This is a genomic window from Nocardia sp. NPDC051929 (assembly GCF_044548645.1).
Lineage (GTDB): Bacteria > Actinomycetota > Actinomycetes > Mycobacteriales > Mycobacteriaceae > Nocardia > Nocardia sichangensis.
The window spans coordinates 56452-69366 of sequence record NZ_JBIUCG010000028.1; the positions used below are offsets into that span (position 1 = coordinate 56452).

Annotated in this window: 14 protein-coding genes; 5 read left to right on the top strand and 9 right to left on the bottom strand. The window is 65.9% G+C overall.

Annotated elements, in window-relative coordinates; genetic code table 11:
- The first annotated feature begins 285 nt into the window (after window positions 1-285).
- From sigM to ACIHAX_RS32025, 5 genes are all read left to right on the top strand, one after another.
- On the top strand, window positions 286-867 hold the full coding sequence (sigM, locus tag ACIHAX_RS32005) for an RNA polymerase sigma factor SigM (RefSeq protein ID WP_355073765.1): 582 nt from the start codon (window positions 286-288) through the stop codon (window positions 865-867).
- Between the two features lie 102 nt (window positions 868-969).
- Window positions 970-1743 (top strand): hypothetical protein, encoded by a 774-nt coding sequence (locus ACIHAX_RS32010; protein ID WP_397281368.1) that lies wholly within the window; start codon window positions 970-972, stop codon window positions 1741-1743.
- 109 nt (window positions 1744-1852) lie between these two features.
- On the top strand, window positions 1853-2863 hold the full coding sequence (gene trxB / locus ACIHAX_RS32015; RefSeq protein ID WP_355073449.1) for a thioredoxin-disulfide reductase: 1011 nt from the start codon (window positions 1853-1855) through the stop codon (window positions 2861-2863).
- 56 nt (window positions 2864-2919) lie between these two features.
- Window positions 2920-3252, top strand: coding sequence for a thioredoxin (trxA, locus tag ACIHAX_RS32020; RefSeq protein ID WP_039803419.1), 333 nt, complete (start codon window positions 2920-2922; stop codon window positions 3250-3252).
- Window positions 3253-3399: 147 nt separating this feature from the next.
- Window positions 3400-4593, top strand: a complete 1194-nt coding sequence (locus ACIHAX_RS32025; RefSeq protein ID WP_355073447.1) for an N-acetylmuramoyl-L-alanine amidase — start codon at window positions 3400-3402, stop codon at window positions 4591-4593.
- A gap of 71 nt (window positions 4594-4664) precedes the next feature.
- Here the strand turns inward: ACIHAX_RS32025 and ACIHAX_RS32030 are convergent, their stop codons facing one another.
- From ACIHAX_RS32030 to rpmH, 9 genes are all read right to left on the bottom strand, one after another.
- On the bottom strand, window positions 4665-5393 hold the full coding sequence (locus tag ACIHAX_RS32030; RefSeq protein ID WP_355073763.1) for a GNAT family N-acetyltransferase: 729 nt from the start codon (window positions 5391-5393) through the stop codon (window positions 4665-4667).
- A 251-nt stretch (window positions 5394-5644) separates the two neighbouring features.
- Window positions 5645-6658, bottom strand: a complete 1014-nt coding sequence (locus tag ACIHAX_RS32035; protein ID WP_355073445.1) for a ParB/RepB/Spo0J family partition protein — start codon at window positions 6656-6658, stop codon at window positions 5645-5647.
- A gap of 70 nt (window positions 6659-6728) precedes the next feature.
- Window positions 6729-7685: a ParA family protein gene (locus tag ACIHAX_RS32040; protein WP_379250117.1), complete on the bottom strand. Its 957-nt coding sequence runs from the start codon at window positions 7683-7685 to the stop codon at window positions 6729-6731.
- Window positions 7686-8933: 1248 nt separating this feature from the next.
- Window positions 8934-9725: a 16S rRNA (guanine(527)-N(7))-methyltransferase RsmG gene (rsmG, locus tag ACIHAX_RS32045; RefSeq protein ID WP_397281372.1), complete on the bottom strand. Its 792-nt coding sequence runs from the start codon at window positions 9723-9725 to the stop codon at window positions 8934-8936.
- 142 nt (window positions 9726-9867) lie between these two features.
- Entirely contained in the window at window positions 9868-10419 is a 552-nt protein-coding gene (locus ACIHAX_RS32050; protein WP_355073440.1) for a protein jag, read from the bottom strand.
- 114 nt (window positions 10420-10533) lie between these two features.
- Entirely contained in the window at window positions 10534-11613 is a 1080-nt protein-coding gene (gene yidC, locus ACIHAX_RS32055) for a membrane protein insertase YidC (protein ID WP_355073438.1), read from the bottom strand.
- Window positions 11614-11617: 4 nt separating this feature from the next.
- Window positions 11618-12016, bottom strand: a complete 399-nt coding sequence (yidD, locus tag ACIHAX_RS32060) for a membrane protein insertion efficiency factor YidD (protein WP_355073436.1) — start codon at window positions 12014-12016, stop codon at window positions 11618-11620.
- Window positions 12013-12444 (bottom strand): ribonuclease P protein component, encoded by a 432-nt coding sequence (gene rnpA, locus ACIHAX_RS32065; protein WP_355073434.1) that lies wholly within the window; start codon window positions 12442-12444, stop codon window positions 12013-12015. The genes yidD and rnpA overlap by 4 nt, the downstream gene beginning before the upstream one ends.
- A 21-nt stretch (window positions 12445-12465) precedes the next feature.
- Window positions 12466-12609 carry a 50S ribosomal protein L34 gene (gene rpmH, locus ACIHAX_RS32070; protein WP_006550910.1) on the bottom strand — a complete coding sequence of 48 codons (144 nt, stop codon included), beginning with the start codon at window positions 12607-12609 and terminating at the stop codon, window positions 12466-12468.
- Window positions 12610-12915: the final 306 nt, after the last annotated feature.

A 12915-nucleotide genomic window follows, 5' to 3' on the forward strand; every position in this document is an offset into this window, starting at 1 on the left:
CTGCCCGCGCATCGGTCGCGCGGGCCATTCGTCACGCGGCGTCGAACGCCGCGCATTCCTCCGTATCCGGCCCGATCACTTGGTTGCTGCCAAAACGTTACGGGCGATATGATCTTCGCGCGCTCTCAGCAGGGGAGCTTCCCAGGTTTCGGTGTTTTCGATCCTGGATGCTGCGAAGTCTCGGTGATGGTCAACCATGCCCGTTGCCGCCGTGAGGGCTCGAGGGGTTGGCATTTGTCGTCCGAAGTGAACGAGGAGCTCGGCAGGGGGGCGTCGCAGCCGGTGATGTGTCGCGAGCGCGCCTTCGAACTCGGTGAACGCACCGATGTGGAGTTGTTGCGGGCGCACGTCGCCGGTGAGCGGTACGCGTTCGCGGAGTTACTGCGCAGACACAACGATCATCTGTGGCAGACCGCGCTGCGCACCTCCTACACGCGTGAGGATGCGGCCGATTCACTACAGGACGCGCTCTTGTCGGCGCATCGCACCGCGGGCTCGTTCCGGGCCGAGGCGGAGGTCCGCAGTTGGTTGCACGCGATCGTGGTGAACGCGTGCCTGGACCGGATCCGGCGGAACAAGACCAGGCGGGCATTGTCGCTGGCGCCGGAGTCGATGCCGGAGCCGAGGGACACCCGCGACGAGATGGCCGAGGTGGAGATGTCGTTGGTCATCGATCGAGCGTTGTTTTCGTTGCCGCCGGATCAGCGGACCGCGTTGGTGGCGGTGGATGTGGAGGGGTATAGCGTTGCCGAAGCGGCGGCGTTGCTCGGCGTGCCCGAGGGGACGATCAAGAGCCGGTGCGCACGTGCGCGGCAGCGGTTGAAAGAGCGATTGGATTTTCTGCGTGATCCGGGGAACCGGGGTTAGTTGGGATGCGTCATTAACAGTGACGAACCACTGAACGAATCAGAGACAGGCCCCGTAGGCGAGGGGGTCCCCGCGATGTCCGATGCGAACGACGGAGGTGCGATGGCTACCGAGTCCGTGCCGCAGCCTCCGTTCGCGTCCGAATTGCTGGCTGACCTACATGCCGACAACGTAACGCCCGCGCAGCGCGAGCAGTTGTGGCCGATCGTCTCGCGCGACCCGGAAGCGGTGCGGTATCTGCGCGCGCTGGATGACGTGAGTGCCGAGCTGCGTGCCTTGGGTGGGGACGAGCGCATAGTCCATCCGATGCCGGAAGACGTGGCGGCCCGGCTCGCGCGGTTCGTCGGCGAGCTGGAGCCACCCGAAGGCGCCACGGTTCATGAGTTTCCGCCCCCGCAAGTAAGCGAATCCGTGGGCGAAGCAAAAGATTTCGAATCCGCGCCGGTGGCTCTGGACGAGCGTCGCCGCGGCAGGTTGCGCTGGTTGGCCGCGGCAGCCGCGGCGATCGTCGCCGTCGTCGGCGCGGGTGTGTGGGCTTCGACGATGCGCAGCGGAGACGACCCAGCGCCCACGGCGCAGCCGACATCGGGAAAAGACGACTGGGGTGACGATCTCACCGCCACCGTGGCCCTCGGCGCGCTGGGCAGGCACAACGTCACCGGAGCCCTGGCCGGCCCGGAAGCGCTCGAGCGTTGCGTACGGGCGAACGGCCTGGACCGCACGATCCTCGGCTCGACCGACATCCGATTCCAGGGCGGCAACGCGGTGCTCATCCTGCTGAACGGCCCCCGCCCGCCGCAGATCACCGCGCTGGTCGTCGGGACCGGTTGCGCTACCGGCGATCCTCAGCGCAAGGCGCTGCAGGACATCGGCTGACCTTGCGATCTGGGCCACCCGCGCGGTGTGACCCCCGCCGACGCGGGAACAACAGCCATTACCCTGTTGTTGACCGACACGTCCGATCGAATCTCCCCGGAAGGGCCCCATGAGCGAGCGTAGCGAGCAAAAAAGCGACACCGGCACGCCAGTTCGCGACCTGATCATCATCGGCTCCGGCCCCGCCGGCTACACGGCCGCCGTTTACGCGGGCCGCGCCGAGCTCCAGCCGTTGCAGTTCGAGGGGACCCAGTTCGGCGGTGCGCTGATGACCACCACCGAGGTCGAGAACTTCCCCGGCTTCCGCGGCGGCATCATGGGCCCGGATCTCATGGAGGAGATGCGCGAGCAGGCCAAGCGGTTCGGCGCGGACATCCGCACCGAGGACGTCGAGGCGGTCGACCTGACCGGCCCGATCAAGAAGGTCGTCGTCGGCGGCGAGACCTTCCACGCCTACGCCGTGATTCTCGCCATGGGCTCGGCCGCGCGCTACTTGAACGTTCCGGGCGAGCAGCGGCTGCTCGGCCGCGGTGTCAGCGCCTGCGCCACCTGCGACGGGTTCTTCTTCAAGGGCCAGGACATCGTGGTGGTCGGCGGCGGCGACTCCGCGATGGAAGAGGCGACCTTCCTGACCAAGTTCGCCTCCAGCGTCACCATCGTGCACCGCCGCGAGGAGTTCCGCGCCTCCCGCATCATGCTGGAACGGGCGAAGGCGAACGAGAAGATCAAGTTCGTGCTCAACGCCGAGGTGGCCGAGGTGCACGGGGAGAACAGCGTCACCCATCTGACCCTGCGTGACACCCGGACCGGCGAAACCTCCGAGCTGGCCGCCACCGGCCTGTTCGTCGCGATCGGCCACGATCCGCGCAGCGAACTCGTCAAGGGCCAGGTCGCCTTGGACGACGAAGGATACGTGCTGGTACAGCACCCCACAACCTCGACCGAGATCCCCGGCGTCTTCGCCGCGGGTGATCTCGTCGACCACACCTACCGGCAGGCGATCACCGCCGCGGGCACGGGCTGCCGTGCGGCCATCGACGCCGAGCGCTGGTTGGCCGAGCAGGGCGACATCACCTCGAACACCCTCGCCCACGCGGGTGAGTCGGTGGCCGCCAACTGAGCTCGCGCTGGACGAGCCATACCTTTCCGTCTCGCTGTATCGCAAGGAGAACACCCATGTCCGAGTCCGCCAACACGGTCACCGTCACCGACGCGTCCTTCGCCGACGACGTGCTGCTGAGTGAGAAGCCGGTCCTCGTCGATTTCTGGGCCGACTGGTGCGGCCCGTGCAAGATGGTCGCGCCCGTCCTGGAGGAGATCGCGGGCGCGCACGCGGACAAGCTGACCGTCGCGAAGCTGGATGTGGACGCCAACCCGAGCACCGCCCGCGATTATCAGATCCTCTCGCTGCCCACTATGATGCTGTTCCGCGGCGGTAAGCCGGTCAAGCAGATCGTCGGAGCGAAGGGCAAAGCGGCTCTTCTGCGCGAACTCGAAGACGTCATCTGAGGACGCGCCGTAGGATGCCTGGACCCGGGGATTGTCGAAACCCGGTCCGGGTCTGAGACAATCGACCGACGCTCCGGTCGTGCGAAGGTGTATCCCATCGCATGAGTGGGTACCCGCGGGTTTGACGGAAGGAAAGGGCTCTCACGCATGCACCGACTTCGTCACGGCGATTCCGGTCCAGCCGTTGCAGAGGTTCGGAGCACCCTGGCAAGCCTCGGGTTCCTACACGCGCACATCGCTGCCGACAACGCGGACGCACGCGAATATTGGAAGGACACCGAAGTGTCCTTCGACCATCACCTCGACTCCGCGGTTCGCGCGTTCCAACAGCATCGCGGTTTACTCGTCGACGGTGTGGTCGGTCCGGCGACCTACCGGGCACTGAAGGAAGCGTCCTACCGACTCGGCGCGCGCACGCTGATCTATCAGCTGTCCGCGCCGCTGTACGGCGACGATGTGGCCACGCTCCAGCGCAGGCTGCAGGACCTCGGCTTCTACGTGCACCGGGTCGACGGCTACTTCGGTCCGCACACCCACGACGCGCTGACCGCCTTCCAGCGGGAGATCGGCCTGTCGGCCGACGGCATCTGCGGTCCCGACACGCTGCGCTCGCTCGACCTGCTCGGCGCCAGGGTGACCGGCGGCAATCCACACCGGATCGCTGAGGAAGAGGTCGTGCACCGGGCTGGGCCGCAGCTGACCGGCAAGCGGATCGTCATCGATCCGGGTCTCGGCGGTCCGGACAAGGGTGGTGCCGTGCCCACCGAGTACGGCGACGTCTACGAGTCGGAGATTCTGTGGGATCTCGCCAGCCGTCTGGAGGGGCGGATGGCTGCCACGGGCATGGAGACCTTCCTGTCGCGGCCGTGGGGCGCCAACCCCACCGACGCCGAACGCGCGGAAACATCCAACGCCTTCGACGCCGATCTGATGATCTCCCTGCGCTGTGCCGCTAACCCGAGCCCGCTCGCCAACGGCGTTGCCGGGTTCTACTTCGGCAACTCACACGGCTCGGTGTCCATGATCGGGCAGGTGCTGGCCGGGTTCATCCAGCGCGAGGTCGTCGCCCGAACGTCGTTGCAGGACTGCCGCACTCACGCGCGAACCTGGGATCTGCTGCGTCTCACCAAGATGCCCACCGTGCAGGTCGACATCGGTTATCTGACAAACGAATACGATGCCTCGGTGCTCACAAACCCGCGCATGCGCGACGTGATCGCCGAAGCCATTCTGATCTCGGTGAAGCGGCTGTACCTGCTCGGTCAGGACGACCAGCCCACCGGCACATACACTTTCGCGGAACTGCTGGCCGAAGAGCTGGCTGCCGCCGACCGGATGTAGCCATCGGTCTTTCGTAAGTCGAAGCGCCCCCTGCCCTTTCCAGACCGGCAGGGGGCGCTTCGATGTTCAGCTCAACGCGCTCCGATACGAGTCGGCGCGGTCATCGACGCCGCCGCGAGCAGCTGATCCAGCGCCCGTTCAACGTCTTCCTTCCAGCCGTGATCGGAGGCGAGCTCCAACCGCAAGCGCGGGAATCGGTGATGCGGGGCCACGACCTCGAAGCCGACGTCCTCCAGGAAGTCGGCATCGATCATGCAACTCTCGGGTGAGCATTCGGTCGTCGCGCCCGCCGGGTTCGCATTCTTGATCGGCGCGACGATCCGCTCGAGCAGTGTCATCGAGCCGGACCGCTCCGAGAGTGCCTGCGTGGTCGGGTCGGTGCGGATACCGAAAGCCTCCAGGGCGCGCACGCCGCGACGCACCAGATCGGACACCACGGCCTGAACCAGGCTGTGGGCGACATCGGCATCCTGATAGGGGAATTCGGCCCGCAGCGTGGTCAACAGGATCGCGTCCGGGCTCACGGGGGAGGTGGGGAAGAGCGTGGCGCGCGGCACGGCGCTCGGTGGCGCGTACAAGGCGCAGCCGGCGACGTTGCCGTCGACGTTCGCCACCTGCCCGCACGAACCCCACTCCAGCATGACCGTGGACAGCCAGGCTTCCTTCTCGAACACCGGATCGCTGAAGTTGCGCGAGTCCTCGGCCACGGCGGGGTCCATCTCCCAGAAGACACAGCGCCGCGCATGCGCGGGAAGCTTCTCGAGTCCGCCGAGGGTTAGTGCTGTGACGCTGGTCGACACCGCTCTGCTCAGCCTCCAGCTGTCCGATTCATCCACGCTCACGTCGCATCAATGTTTGCTCGCCAGCAAGAATAAGCGATCAACGGGAACCTGCCTCATTCCATGTCGCTGTGCTGTTGGTCGGAAGAACTTGTGTTGCTCCGCCGGGAGCGATAGACGCTCGCAGCCGTGCCGTACCCCTGCCGTCACAGTGACGTTTCGGCCGGGTACTCGCACCTATCGAAACCACAAGTTAAATTTCGTCACTTCTGTCACACTGCGGGTGCGTTCTGCTCCATCAGGGCGACGATCCGTTCGAGGTCTTCGACCGACCCGAACTCGACGACGATCTTGCCTTTGCGCTTGCCCATACTCACGAGAACCCGGGTGTCGAAGGAACCGGACAGCCGTTCGGCCACGGCTTGTAGGCCTGGCATCTCGATCGGCTTGCGCCGAGCGACGGGAGAGGGCACGGCCGCGTCCTGCTCTCGGTTCGCCAGCATGACGGCTTCCTCGGTAGCCCGGACCGAGAGTCCCTCGGCGACGATCCGGGCGGCGAGCACCTCTTGAGCGTCCGCACCCGCTTCGAGACCGAGCAGTGCCCGCGCGTGCCCGGCGGACAGTACGCCCGCCGCGACCCGGCGCTGCACCGGGATCGGCAACTTCAGTAGACGGATCATATTCGTCACGACGGGGCGAGAGCGACCGATTCGCGAAGCCAATTCTTCGTGAGTGACGTCGAATTCCTCCAGCAGCTGCTGGTAGGCCGCCGCCTCTTCGAGCGGGTTCAGTTGCACCCGGTGGATGTTCTCCAGCAGGGCGTCGCGCAGCATGGACTCGTCCGCGGTCTCCCGGACGATCGCGGGAATCGCGGCCAGGCCCGCCTCCTGACAGGCCCGCCACCGCCGCTCGCCCATGACCAGCTGATAGCGGTCCACACCCGGTTCGGTCCGGCGCACCACGATCGGCTGCATCAAACCGAATTCGCGAATCGAATGCACCAGCTCGGCCAGCGCGTCTTCTTCGAAGACCGTACGCGGCTGCTTGGGATTCGGCTCGATCTGGTCCGGCGGGATCTCCCGGTAGACGGCGCCGCCTGCTTCCAGTTCGGCGTTGTCGGCGGGATCCGGTACCCGGTGCAGGTAGGCCGAGGGGGGCTGCGGCCCGACCGGATCCAGACCGATAACACTCGCCGCAGCGCTACTGAGGCCCGGTGATGCCGTCGGTGTCGTCGGGATCAGCGCGGCGAGACCGCGCCCGAGACCACCCTTCTTCGCCTGACTCATCGGTCTACCGACCCCTTCCTCATTCCGCTACCGAACCGCACTGTGCCGAGCGTCGACCCGGCCGGCCGAGTCACTCCGCCGACTTCGTCGCGGCGACACGCGGGGCCACCGCGCGGGCCGCCATTTCGCGTCCGGCGTCCAGGTAGCTCATCGCGCCCCGGGAGCCTGGATCATAATCGAGCACCGTCATGCCGTAACCAGGCGCCTCCGACACCTTCACGCTGCGTGGAATCACCGAGCGCAGTACGACATCGCCGAAGTGCCCGCGAACCTCCTCGGCGACCTGGTCGGCCAACTTGGTGCGCCCGTCGTACATCGTGAGGATCACGGTCGAGACGTGCAGTTCCGGGTTCAAATGCGCCTGCACCAAGCCGATATTGCGAAGTAGCTGACCCACGCCTTCCAGCGCGTAGTACTCGCACTGAATCGGGATCAGCACCTCTTTCGCCGCGACGAGCGCGTTGACCGTCAGCAGGCCCAAGGAAGGCGGGCAGTCGATCATCACGTAGTCGATGTCGTATCCGGCGATATTCGCCTCTTGGATAGCGGCTTTCAGGCGCCCCTCCCGGGCCACCATAGACACGAGTTCGATCTCGGCGCCCGCCAAGTCGATGGTCGCGGGGATGCAGAGGAGTCGCTCGCTGTGCGGACTCGTTTGGATAGCGTCTCTGACCGAGACCTCGCCGATGAGCAGCTCGTAGCTGGAGGGGACACCCGAGTGGTGTTCGATACCCAGGGCGGTGCTGGCGTTGCCCTGCGGATCGAGGTCGATCACAAGCACCGTCATCCCCTGATGCGCCAAGGCGGCCGCCAGATTCACGGCGGTGGTCGTCTTCCCGACGCCGCCTTTCTGATTGGCGATCGTGATGATCCGTTGCTCGTGGGGTTTCGGCACAGTCACCTTTCCTGGATGGAGGACCTGACTTGCACGTTGGGCTTCGGCGGCTATCGGGGTCTCGCTGGGGGAGATGTGCCCGAACGGCGTACTTCCGAATGCCTCCGTGTCGAAATTGCTGGAGTCCAGCATCCCCGGCACGCGCGACGTTGTTTCCCGTGAAACATTCGCCGGACCGCTCGACATAGACAGCTCCTAACCCGAGAAACTTCAGAACACGTGCGCGCGACGGGACGGGTCGGCGTCGTATCTGCAACAGCCTTTGTCGGTTCGAACACGATGCACAACTGGCTCCGCGGCGCCCGATCGACCGAGCGGAGCTGCGCGCCGCTGTGACAACCAGATCCCTCGTGGCACCTACGCTCACGCCCGACGCACACTAGCTTGCCAGCACTGAGCGGTTTAAGAAAGCTGAATCGCGGCGAGGCGCAAAGCGACACGCAAATCCGCACGAATTCGCCTCGACGCGCGCGCTGTTTCACATGAAACATTGCCGCCGGACGGTGCGTGGGACAGCAGGCATGCCGCGTGACCGATCGCGGATCGCGGATGACTACTCGCAGTGGCTGTTCGACCGAGCTGGTTCAGATGCTTCGGCTGACGACCTCGGACCGGCACACTGCCCCGCGCTACTTCGAATGGATTGAGCTCAGTCGCGCATCGACAGAACTGCCGGCGCCGAGGTATGCGTTGTCGCGCTTCGCGAGTGACGCAGCGGCCAGAGCGCCACACGTATTGCCCCTCAGTTGTGTTGGGAGACTGATCGCGTCTCCAGCGGGGGCAAGACCGATTCACGTGAAACATCGGGCGGCAATTCCAGACGCGCTCAGGATTCCGGCGGACTCGTTCCGGGGGACTTTGATTCACGTGAAACATGGGCCGCGGCCTCCTGATCCGAGTAGCGCCCGCTAGGTCCGCAACCCACTCCTGTCTCATGCTCGAGGTGTAGTTCGAGACGCACCCCGATGAAGTCGAGTGTGACTCGGACGCGCTCGCATGGAACTTCGCTCAGGCAACACCCGAGCGTCCGAGAGCGAGGATCAGGCAGTGAGGGAGGCGCGGCCCTTACGGCGAATCAGAAGCGCAAGCGCTGATCACAGGACAACGGCTTCAACCCGCTGATGGGCTGCCTGCCGATCCTCGCTCAGGTGCCGGCCACGGCAGACGCACGCCTCGACTTCAGCCACCAAGCGGCCACGCCGTTCCAGACGGACGTACCGCATGGGACCCCTCCGTCCAGCCGACGGATCGAAAGAAAGCAAATCAAGTTCGGATAGATCGCCCGCCGAATCCACCCGACGCGCGTCCGGGCCATTCCGTCAGAGTGACGAAACGATCCCAGGCCCGAGGTCGACGGTCGAGTCTTCGCGATCGAAGCTTCTACTTGGCCTTGCGTGCCGCACGCTTACGCGCACGCTCCGTCGTCGCGGCGCGGACGGCCTTTCCACCACGCTCGACCGCTCGTTCGGCGCGCCGTCGGGTGGCTCGCTCAGCGCGGGGGAGGCGCTCCGCGCTGATCACCATCGTGGGCGTCGCCACCAGACCGACGCCACATTCCAGGACGACCGCGTTACCTGCGCCGGCCTTCGTCAGCGCGTCGCCATCGCGTTCGAGTTCCTCGGCCGCGCTCGCTCCCTTGAGGGCGAGCATGTGCCCGTGGTCGCGGAGGAGAGGAAGGGACCATTGGGCGAGTTTCCCGAGCGGGGCCACCGCGCGGGACGTGACCACGTCCGCGCCACCGGCCTCCTTCATCACACCCGACTGCTCCGCGCGCCCTCGCACCACGGTCACGTCCAGTCCGACCGATTCGATGAACTCGCTCAAGAAGATCGTGCGGCGCAGCAGTGGTTCGACCAGAGTGATCCGGAGATCCGGACGCGCGATGGCGAGCGGGATGCCCGGCAGGCCCGCACCGCTGCCGATATCGACCACGGACGCGCCCTCGGCGATCAACTCGCCGAGTACCGCACAGTTGAGGATGTGGCGATCCCAGAGGCGGGGCACCTCGCGCGGGCCGATCAGTCCGCGCTCCACGCCCACGGTCGCGAGCGCCGTGTGATATCGACGCGCGAGATCGAGTCGGTCGCCGAAGACGGTCGCCGCCGACGCGGGTGGCTCCAACTCCACGGGCTCCGCGGTGGTTCCACCGAGATCTCGTTCCACGTGAAACATCCTTCCGAACTCGGGTCGATCTACGAACGAGCAATCGGGCTCCGGACACGAACAAGGCCCCCGGTCCGAAGACCAGAGGCCCTATCCAACCACTACCCATCCGGGCCGCGAAACACGCCGCCCGCTCCGGGGATGTCGCGACTCAGCCGGGAACGACCACCACGTGCCGGTTCGGTTCCACACCTTCGCTCTCGCTGCTGACGCCCTCCACGGCCGCCACCGCATCGTGCACGATCTTGCGCTCGAACGGAGTCATGGGTGCCAGCGACTCCGGCTCACCGGAGTCCAGTACGCGCTGCGCCGCCGCTGCGCCGAGTTCACTCAGCTCGGACCGCCGCTTGGCTCGCCAACCCGCCACGTCCAGCATCAGCCGGCTCCGCACTCCGGTCGCTTGCTGGACGGCGAGCCGGGTCAGTTCCTGCAACGCGTCGAGCACCTCACCGTTACGTCCGACGAGCTTGGTCAGGTCACGTCCGCCGTCGATGCTCACCACGGCGCGATCGCCTTCCACGTCGAGATCGATGTCGCCGTCGAAGTCCAGCACGTCGAGCAACTGTTCGAGATAGTCGCCCGCGATCTCGCCTTCTTCGATGAGCGCTTCCTCGGCATCATTCACGACATCGTCGGTGTCCGCTCCGGCGTTCGCCGTCGTCGTCGCCACGGTGGCGTCCCCTCCGTCGGTCTCAACAGTCATTTGATTTCCTTCATCTGCTCATCGCGCGCGCCGGGCAATCGCCGCCGGGCGGTATTCGCGATCAAGGGGTTGCTCAGCGATCGAGGTGGGCGACTCGGCCCACCGATGGTGCGATCAGCGCTTGCGCTTCTGGTTCGCCCTGCCCCGGTTGCCCGGCCGTTTCTGCCCGGCCGGACGCCGCTGGCCCGCCGACTGCTTCGGCGGCTTCGCAGTGCCGTTCGTCGACGCGACAGCAGTGTCCTCGTCCGACGCGGCATCGGCAGCGGCGGCGGTCGGCTTCTTCTTCACGTTGACCGGTTTGGCTCCGGGCTTGGGCGCGTTCTGCGCGCGCTGCTCGAGCTTCGCCTGCTTCTTGGCCTCTTCTTCTTTCGCCATGCGGCCGAACACGAGGTGCTGCTGCCCGTAGGTCCAGATGTTGTTGGAGACCCAGTACAGCAGGATGGCGATCGGCAGGAACGGGCCACCGACGAGCACGCCGAGCGGGAACACCCACAACGCGAGCTTGTTCATCATCGCGGCCTGGGGGTTGGCCGCGGCTTCCGGCGTCTGCCGCGCGACCGAAGCACGCGCGTTGAAGTGCGTGGCGATACCGGCGATGACCATCAGGGGGATCGCGACGAGCGCGATGCTCAACTTGGTCGGCACGCCGCCGTAGTCGGCGAAGGCCTGCAACTGGGGGGGCGGAATGGTGATGAACGCCGAGATCGGCGCACCGAAGATGCGAGCGCTCAGGAAGGACTGGACATCGGCGGCGCTGAAGACGTAGTTCGCGGTGTTCGCGTTCTGCTCCGGCGTCATTCCGAGCTGGCCGATACCGTGCCCGGTCCGGTTGAACGAGCGCAGCACGTGGAAGAGTCCGAGGAACACCGGCACCTGAGCGAGAATCGGCAGGCAGCCCATCAGCGGGTTGAAGCCGTTGTCCTTCTGAAGCTTCTGCATCTCGACCGCCATCTTCTGACGGTCGTTCTTGTACTTCTTCTGCAGCTCTTTGATCTGCGGTTGCAGTTCCTGCATCTGCTTTGTGGTGCGCACCTGCTTGACGAACGGCTTGTAGAGCACCAGGCGCAAGGTGAACACCAGGAACACCACGGCCAGCGCCCAGGTGAGACCGTTGTCCGCGCCGAACGCGAACCCGAAGACCCGATGCCAGAACCAGAGGATCCAGGACACCGGGTAATAGATGAAGTCGAGCACGGCTCTATGCACTCCCGTCGTTCGTGTCGCCGATCACCGCGTGCGGCGATCCTTTACAAGCTTTCGGCTCCGACCGCGGTCCGGTGAGCAGGCTCGTTTCCTGCGACGTCGCGTCGGTCGCTGCCCCTTCCGCCGGCTCGGCGCGATGCGTACTCCGCTTCCGCTCCGGGACGGGGTCCCACCCACCAGGGTGCCAGGGCGCGCATTTGGCCAAGCGCACGACCGTCAGTAAGAGCCCCATGAACAGGCCCCGAGTGCGCAATGCGGTCACCGCGTACTCACTACAGGTCGGGGTGAATCGACACACCGGCATGCGGGTGGGGGAGACGTAGGTCCGATACAGCTCGATCGAAAAGATCAGCACGTTCGCGGGCAGTCTGGCGATCTTCGCCCAGAGGCTCATGCCAGGCCACCCGTCGACATACCCGCCTGAGCGCCGACGCCGAGCTTGCGCAGTGCGGTGCGCAGCTGGCGCAGCAGGTCGTCCGACGACGCTGTAGCGGCGCCAGGAAGCGCGCGGATGACGACATCGGTCTCGGCGGGCAATTCGTCGACCACCTGGGCACACATATGACGCAGGCGGCGGGCGACGCGATGTCGAATCACCGCGTTGCCCACCGCCTTGCTGACGATCAGCCCGAAGCGCGGTCCGCCCACGCGGATCAGCACGTCGTCCGGGACCTGATCGTGTCGTCCATTCGCGCCCACGATTCCGTCATACCCGTGCGCGAGCGCATGTACGACCAGATCACGCCTCCCGATTCGCTGGCCGCGGCGCACCGTCCGGGAGAAGTCGGCACGATGATGCAACCGATACGGCTCAGGCAACACCCGAGCGTCCGAGAGCGAGGATCAGGCAGTGAGGGAGGCGCGGCCCTTACGGCGACGCGCCGACACGATGGCGCGGCCCGCACGGGTGCGCATCCGGAGGCGGAAGCCGTGAACCCGCGCCCGACGACGGTTGTTCGGCTGGAACGTCCGCTTGCCCTTGGCCACGGTCAACACTCCTCGAGTAGGCGGGCACCAGGTAGTGCCCGAAGCTTGTCGGTGATACGTATATTGCGCGAATGAATCGCAGGTCTGGTCATCATCGGCGCGCGTCGGTCCTGGCGCACAGTCGGTCGATCACGACCTAAACGCGGTCAGCACAAGACCGCCACCGCACCAAGGGGTGACTGTACGAGGGTACTGATCGGCTCGGGGCGGGTCAAACTCGCCCCATCGCTTCGCTCGCCCCCAGCGACCAGGCGGAATCGGCTCGCCGGATTCAGGCATTCTGGCAATGACCGTGAGTTCGTCCAC